The sequence below is a fragment of the bacterium genome (genome assembly GCA_024228115.1).
Taxonomy (GTDB): domain Bacteria; phylum Myxococcota_A; class UBA9160; order UBA9160; family UBA6930.
This window is the reverse complement of the sequence record JAAETT010000602.1, coordinates 1-5,383: the sequence shown is the minus strand read 5'-3', so window position 1 is coordinate 5,383 and position 5,383 is coordinate 1. Positions and strand designations below refer to the sequence as shown.

Below are 5,383 nucleotides of genomic sequence, written 5' to 3'. Positions count from 1 at the left end.
TCAGCGTCCACCCTCAGGCTGGGGTCTCCGAACTCACGCCCCGGCTTTGGAAAGAGAACTTCGCCGACTCACCTCTCGGCCCGCTCACAGGCTGAGATCCCGCGATACGGACCGCAACCACGTCCGAGGTTGGCCGCTTACTCGAAGGCTGGGGTTTCGTTGCTTTGCGTAGGGGTCGAACTGGATGCTACGCGGCATCGAACGCGAAACTGGCGTCTTGTGGTTTCTCGGGTGCGCGAGCTCTACGCCGGCCCTCTCGTCTACGCTGCCAATTGGGGACGCGAACACGACATCGAGTGGTGGGACGCCCTCGACTATGCGGGCGTTGATGCCTACTTCCCTGTGGCGAGCCATCCCAACCCGTCGCTCTCGCATGTCCAATCCCAATGGAAGGAGCGCATCCGCACTCTCAGGAAGTGGGCTGCTCGTATCAAGAAGCCGGTGCTGTTCACGGAGATCGGATACCGCAGTATCGCCGGGGCCGGATCCGAGCCATGGGAGTGGGAACGAAAGGGCACCGTTTCGCGCCAGGAGCAGGAGATCCTCTACAGGGCCACACTCTCCTCCCTGTGGTCGGAGCCATGGCTCTATGGCTTCTATTGGTGGCAGTGGCGAACCGTGCCCCCTGAGGTTCCGGCGTCTCACACGGGCTTCACGCCACAAGACAAGCCTGCATGGGACGTCATCCGCGAATTCTACGCTCGAGAATCGCGCTGCCCAACGAGTCGCTGCAATTGATGTGGCGTCAAGCCCCTTCGGACCGGCTCATGATAGAGTTTGGCGTTCAGTCTGGGTGTCTCAGTGATCGCCGGCGGCGTGCGCCACGCGCTTGAGCGCAGAATCCGCCGGCGACGAATATGGGAGGTTCTGTTGGGCGAGTTCTCGGTCTCCTCCGGGTTGTCGGCATCACCGGAGTTGGTGTGGGGCCAGGCGATAAGCCCCGAAGGCGTCAATCGCGAGTTCCGGCCGCTGCTACGCATGACGTTCCCTTCCGGCATTCGTGAACTCACAGCGTCATGGGAGCCCGGCAAACGCCTCTTTCGAAGCTGGCTCCTCCTGGGCGGCCTTCTGCCAGTCGAGTACGACGATGTGAGCTTTGTCGCGGTCGAGCCGGGCCGGCGGTTCCTGGAACGCTCTTCGATGCTGTCCCAGCGAGTGTGGGAACACGAACGGGTGATCGAGCCGGTTCCTCACGGTTGCCGTGTCACCGACCGCATCCGATTCGTCCCACGGCTCGCTTGGCTAGGGCGTCTCTACGCTCCGATGTTTCGCGCGGTGTTCTGGCTGCGCCACCGCAACCTGCGCCGGATGTTCGGGGAGGCTTCCCGCTAGGCGGCCGAGCCCAACGGCAGAACCGGCTGCGCGCGATCGATTCGTGGTATTCTGCCCACCACACTGGCGGCTCGTTGGGCATTCGGCTGTGGGTTCTGAGCCGCGTGTCCGTTGGACGGTGAGGACGAATTGGACGCTCGCGACGAATTGCTCACGATCGCCGAGATCGCGATTGGGATTGCCGGGTTCTCCGGTGTGGTCGCTGCGTTCCTTCAGCGCGATGGACTTCATCCGCTCGATCGCGTTCGGTTTCTCAATATCTTCGCGACGGCATTCATCACGCTGGTCCTGGCTTTCGTCCCGATCGCAATCTCACAGGTCGTCACCGAACCCGATCGGATCTGGTCCTATTCGAGCGCGGCATTGATCGTCATCTCGGTCTCGAACTCCATTGTCGCGTTCGTCTGGTTCGTTCCCGTGGTCAGAGCGCACCTCGAAAGCCAGGCCAACATCCCCCTGGCGATGTTGGTCGTTCCGACATGTTTCAGCCTGGTCGTCCAGTTCCTGAACTCTGGCGGGTGGGTCTGGGAGCCTGGATTCCTCGCATATCTGTTCGGCCTGTTCGTCTACATCTATGCCGCAGGTCTGATGTTCGTGTACGCGGTCCTCTTTCGCCCTGAAGATTCATCCGATACCTGACCAGGGCGCAGAGACGTGCGTGGCAAGAGGAGAGCGTACGGATGAGCAGGCGAGAGAGCGCAATGGGCCTTTACATGGAAGGCATTCGCGATGGACGGCCGCGTGAAGCTCTCGATCGATACGTTGGTTCCCGTTACACACAACATTCAACCGGCGTAGGGAACGGCAAGGAGGGCTTCATCGAGTTCTTCCTGCCATTCATCGAAAGAACGCCCAAGCGGGACATCCGAGTGCTTCGTACGATCGAGGACGGGCGGTTCGTCTTCTGCCACGTCTTTCAATCGCTCAATGATGGTGCGGCTGAATGGGTCACCATGGATCTCTTCGATACCGATGAAGATCTCAAGATCGTCGAACACTGGGATGTCATCTGCGCCCATGAGCCGACCCCTTCTGGCGCAGGGATGACAGCCGGCCCGGATCGGCCGCGCAACCTGGTCGAAACGGATTCCAACAAGGCGCGAATCAAGGAGTTCACGAAGCGGCTCTTGATCGAAGGCGGACGCGACGAGCTGCCGGACTTCGTCGCACAGGAGACGATCGAACACAGTCCTCGCATCGAAGCTGGCGCGTCAGGTTGGCGCACTGCCTTGCGGAGCGGAGCCATCGGAGACTACGACATGCTCTTCAAGTTGATTGGAGAGGGTGATCTCGTCGCCACCTATTCTCGTGTCCACAGGGGCGGGCACGATCACGCAGTCTTCGATCTCTACCGGCTCGCGAATGGCCTGATCGTCGAGCATTGGGACGTCTCCGAGGAGATCGGCCCGCGAGAATCGTGGAACAATTCCGGGAAGTTCTGAGGTGTCCTCGTACTGGCGCCAAACCGTCGAGCGAGGCGCACCAGCTGAAGCCAGGTTCCCGCAGCTCTTCAAGAGCCGAGGTGTCGATCTCCTCCGGGCGGTCGCAGCATCTTCTTCACTTCGCCGACGTGCTTGGTCTCGTCGCTGATCATGCGGCGGGCGTACTCTTCGAGGAGTACGTCGGCCCCATCTACCAGCGAAAGCAGATCGCAGTACGCCGAGAGCCCCGTCTCCTCGTGCTTCAGCGATTCCTCCAGGATTTCGTCGATGTCATGGGTGTGTGTCTCGAGGAGGGGGCCGATTCCCAGAGAGGGGTGGGCATCGAATTGGGTAATCAACTCGCCGGCTTCCTGGGCGTGGAGGAGGGATTCATCCGCTTGACCACGCAGCCACGAAACGATCGGGATCCGGCCGTGTCCGAAGATCATGAACGAGTAATGCGTGTATCGAACCACGCCGGCGAGTTCCAATTCGAGGATCCGATTCAGCACCTGGATGACAGATGCGGTGTCCAGTTTCTTGTTCATTCGTTCTCCTTCATCGCCTCATCTTCGGCCGGCTGGGTCTTGCGGCCCGGACTATAAGACGATTCGCGGGCGATCACACTCCCTACCCGCCACCCTCGTGAGGGCCGACGTCGAAGCCTTGGGGTCCTCTCCTTTCGCCTGCGTACGCCCCCGGCGCAGCCGAGTCCCCTTCCGTTAGATACTCCCTTCCGAGTCAACCTTTCGCGGCAAAGAATTTCTCACCTACGAAGTCCTGGTCGTGTCGCAGCATTCCGTAGATCGCGTGGAGAAGGCATCACGGCGACCAATGCCTGCATCTTCTCGTCTTCCCGTGATCGAGAAGCTTCTCGTAGAATGCCTTCACGTTCGGTTCCCAACGTAACGCGACCATGGCGGGGAGGAAGAGCGCGCGGCAAAGATGCGCGTTTCCCGTCTTGCTGATGCGTGCTGGCTTGCGGATCGAGGTTCCGGATTGATGTTGCCGTGGATCGAGGCCCGCGTGTGCGACCCACTGTCGGACCGTCATGTCCGGGGGCAGGGTGCCAAGTTCAGCAAGCAGCTGGATCCCGGCGGCGTTCGCGATCCCATTGATCGACGTGAGGTGACCGAATGCTCTGGCGAGGTCGGAGTGCTCCTCGATCACGCGCAGGGCTTGTTTCCGCAGTCGTTCGATTCGATCCTCGATCAACAGAACGAGTTCGCGGATGTCTTGCCTTACGAAGCCGCTGAGCTCAACGCTCTGGTTGCTCGCGTGAAGCCGATTCTTCTCCTGGGTCACGGACTTGCTCATGGCCTCGATTCGCCTCGAGAGCGCCCGTAGCTCCATGATCGCAGGGTCTGGCGCCACCCAGGCAACGAACGGCATCCGGATGCTGAACTCGAGAATGGTTTCTGCGTCGAGTGCATCGGTCTTCGACCGGCGAAGAGAAGCCTTCGCGAAGGACGCGATCGCCCTCGGGTTCGCGACCATGACCTCCACTCGCTTCGCCCTGTCCAGCGCGAAGGCCAGGTCAAGGCCATAGACACCGGTTGATTCCAGCACGACCCGAGCGGAAGCTCCCTTCTTCGTCGCCCAGCGAATCAACTTCCTATGGCCATCGCGGTCATTCGGGAAGACGATTCCAGTCTCGCGGACTCCATCTCGATCGATGGCGACTACGAGTTCCTTCGCGCCGACGTCCACGCCTACGTGGTGGCTCTGTTTCAACAACGGCCCTCCTCATGGTAAGCTGGCTCCCGGGTCCTCCCGACCCTGCACATTCACCTACTGACCTTGTAGACGCAGGCTCTCGGGCCTCGGATACTCCACGGCATGGGTGACGAGGGCGGGGGGCCCATCTAACGGGCAAGCTCTCTGGCTTCAGGCGGCAACGGCCTCACCCGGAAACCCGCTTGGAGTATACGAAGGTCGTCAAGAGCGCTTGGACTTAGAGGTACAAGGCGGCGCTATGGACGCACAAGGGACGCTCGAGGTAATTGCTGAGATCTCGATCGCGTTCACGGGCTTTGCGGGAATCGTGGGCGCTCTGGCAGGCGCGAGGCTCAGGCCGGCCCAACTCCAAGTCTGGCTCAGTTTCTGGTTGATGATCGAGAGCGGGCTTGGCACGCTATTCGCCGCGCTGTTTCCCATGTTGCCGTACCACCTTGAGCTGCCAGATCGTTACGTGTGGTCTGCCTCAAGTGGCCTCATCGTCATCCTGATCGTCTGCCACGTCGCGTTCATGTCCCCTCGTTTTATCCGGGCATTGCGGGATCCTTCCTACGTTCGGTTACCTGTTCTGCAGAATGCCGTGCGCGCGGCGATCGCGGTTGCGCTCGTTAGCCAACTCCTCAATGCGCTTGGTGTGGGACTACCGCAGAGCGCCGGCGGTTTCCTCATCGGTCTGTATTTCCTGCTTCTCGTCTCGGGCCTGAATTTCGTCCAACTGGTGGCCGTGCTGCTCCGCTCGGAAGACTGATCCTGCGCCGCCTAACACCAGTTATACGGCGAGCGAGACGCATGAGTGTGACGGCACGAATCATACGCGCGGTTCGTGCACTTCCGGAGATTCCTCGCCACGCGCGGATATGGTGGGCCTTCACCGACGCTTGGAGCGAGAACGG

Annotated in this window: 7 protein-coding genes; 5 read left to right on the top strand and 2 right to left on the bottom strand. The window is 60.8% G+C overall.

All coding sequences use genetic code 11. The annotated features are described in order from the left end of the window. Nucleotides 1-231: 231 nt before the first annotated feature. The 4 genes from GY937_25245 (at nt 232) to GY937_25230 (ending at nt 2,774) form a co-directional block, all read left to right on the top strand. Entirely contained in the window at nt 232-738 is a 507-nt protein-coding gene (locus tag GY937_25245; GenBank protein ID MCP5060022.1) for a hypothetical protein, read from the top strand. Nucleotides 739-870: 132 nt separating this feature from the next. Beyond that, complete coding sequence (locus GY937_25240) at nt 871-1,332, top strand: hypothetical protein (protein ID MCP5060021.1); 462 nt, start codon at nt 871-873, stop codon at nt 1,330-1,332. Nucleotides 1,333-1,461: 129 nt separating this feature from the next. Next, on the top strand, nt 1,462-1,971 hold the full coding sequence (locus GY937_25235) for a hypothetical protein (GenBank protein ID MCP5060020.1): 510 nt from the start codon (nt 1,462-1,464) through the stop codon (nt 1,969-1,971). A gap of 74 nt (nt 1,972-2,045) precedes the next feature. Further along, the gene (locus tag GY937_25230) at nt 2,046-2,774 is read left to right on the top strand and encodes a hypothetical protein (protein ID MCP5060019.1); all 729 of its coding nucleotides are present in this window, start codon (nt 2,046-2,048) and stop codon (nt 2,772-2,774) included. 68 nt (nt 2,775-2,842) lie between these two features. Here the strand turns inward: GY937_25230 and GY937_25225 are convergent, their stop codons facing one another. Further along, a complete protein-coding gene (locus GY937_25225; GenBank protein ID MCP5060018.1) occupies nt 2,843-3,301 on the bottom strand; it encodes a bacterioferritin in 459 nt (152 codons plus the stop codon). 274 nt (nt 3,302-3,575) lie between these two features. Beyond that, complete coding sequence (locus tag GY937_25220; GenBank protein MCP5060017.1) at nt 3,576-4,487, bottom strand: IS110 family transposase; 912 nt, start codon at nt 4,485-4,487, stop codon at nt 3,576-3,578. Between the two features lie 241 nt (nt 4,488-4,728). On the opposite strand from GY937_25220, the gene GY937_25215 reads away from it, so the two are divergent. Beyond that, nucleotides 4,729-5,238 carry a hypothetical protein gene (locus GY937_25215; GenBank protein MCP5060016.1) on the top strand — a complete coding sequence of 170 codons (510 nt, stop codon included), beginning with the start codon at nt 4,729-4,731 and terminating at the stop codon, nt 5,236-5,238. Nucleotides 5,239-5,383: the final 145 nt, after the last annotated feature.

Bases quoted from the DNA above. Each gene is read 5' to 3' on its own strand.
- GY937_25225 (MCP5060018.1), bottom strand. From the start codon at position 3,301: ATGAACAAGAAACTGGACACCGCATCTGTCATCCAGGTGCTGAATCGG.
- GY937_25230 (MCP5060019.1), top strand. From the start codon at position 2,046: ATGGAAGGCATTCGCGATGGACGGCCGCGTGAAGCTCTCGATCGATAC.
- GY937_25215 (MCP5060016.1), top strand. From the start codon at position 4,729: ATGGACGCACAAGGGACGCTCGAGGTAATTGCTGAGATCTCGATCGCG.